General features: G+C 72.0%; 1 protein-coding gene and 1 pseudogene. Both read left to right on the forward strand.

All coding sequences use genetic code 11. From position 1 onward, the window contains the following. Positions 1–413 (forward strand): annotated as a pseudogene (locus V8688_RS31055) (PPE family protein); the annotation flags it as partial. Positions 414–457: 44 nt separating this feature from the next. Further along, on the forward strand, positions 458–763 hold a 306-nt coding region (locus tag V8688_RS31060), incomplete at its 3' end, for an ESX secretion-associated protein EspG (RefSeq protein ID WP_342802293.1).

The following is a 763-nucleotide window of genomic DNA, read 5'->3' on the forward strand; positions in this document are numbered from 1 at the left end:
TCTCGGCCGCCACCTCCGCGGCGACCGTGCCCGCGACGACCGCCGCGGCACCCGCCATGGCGAGCCTCGGCGCCGTCGGCGCCGCGGCCGGTGTGGCCACCACGTCGGCCGGTCTCGGCAACGTCTCGCTCAGCAACGGTCAGCTGAAGCTGCCCGAGGGCTGGGGTGCTCCGGCGGCCAACGCGCCCGCCGCCGCCCCCGCGGTCACCGAGTCGGTCGTCACCCGTGCGGAGGGCGCACCGGTGCGCAACGCGAACACCGCCGGCAACCCGCTGCTGGGCAACCGCGCCAACGGCGAGGACGACGACGAGCACAACGGCGTCGACTACGGCCGCTCGGACGAGGCGTTCACCGACGGCCGGTACACGGCCGAAGGTGTGATCGGCGGCGACCTCGCCGGATCGGCCAAGTGACGGTGCTCGGGGGGAGTAGCGGGGGATCGTTGCTGGAGGCCGTCGTGCTATCGCTCGACGACATGCAGTTCCTCTTGGAGAAGCTGCAATTCGACGAGATGCCCGTGGTGCTCGACGCCATGGGCCGCTACGACAACATCTCGACGCACGACGCCGCCATGAAGGCGGCCGAAGCCGCTCTCACCGAGCGTGAACTGCTGTTCGGTGACGTGGTTCAGACCGAGCTGGCGGAGCGCCTGCGGGTGCTCTACCGGCCGCAGTGGATCATCGCGCTGCGCTGGGTGGTCCAGGGCCACGTCAACCGGTTCTGCCTCGCGCAGGGCGACGACCGCGCGGTCGTCGCCCTGCGC

The sequence above is a fragment of the Nocardia sp. No.11 genome, assembly GCF_038752175.1.
Taxonomy (GTDB): domain Bacteria; phylum Actinomycetota; class Actinomycetes; order Mycobacteriales; family Mycobacteriaceae; genus Nocardia; species Nocardia canadensis.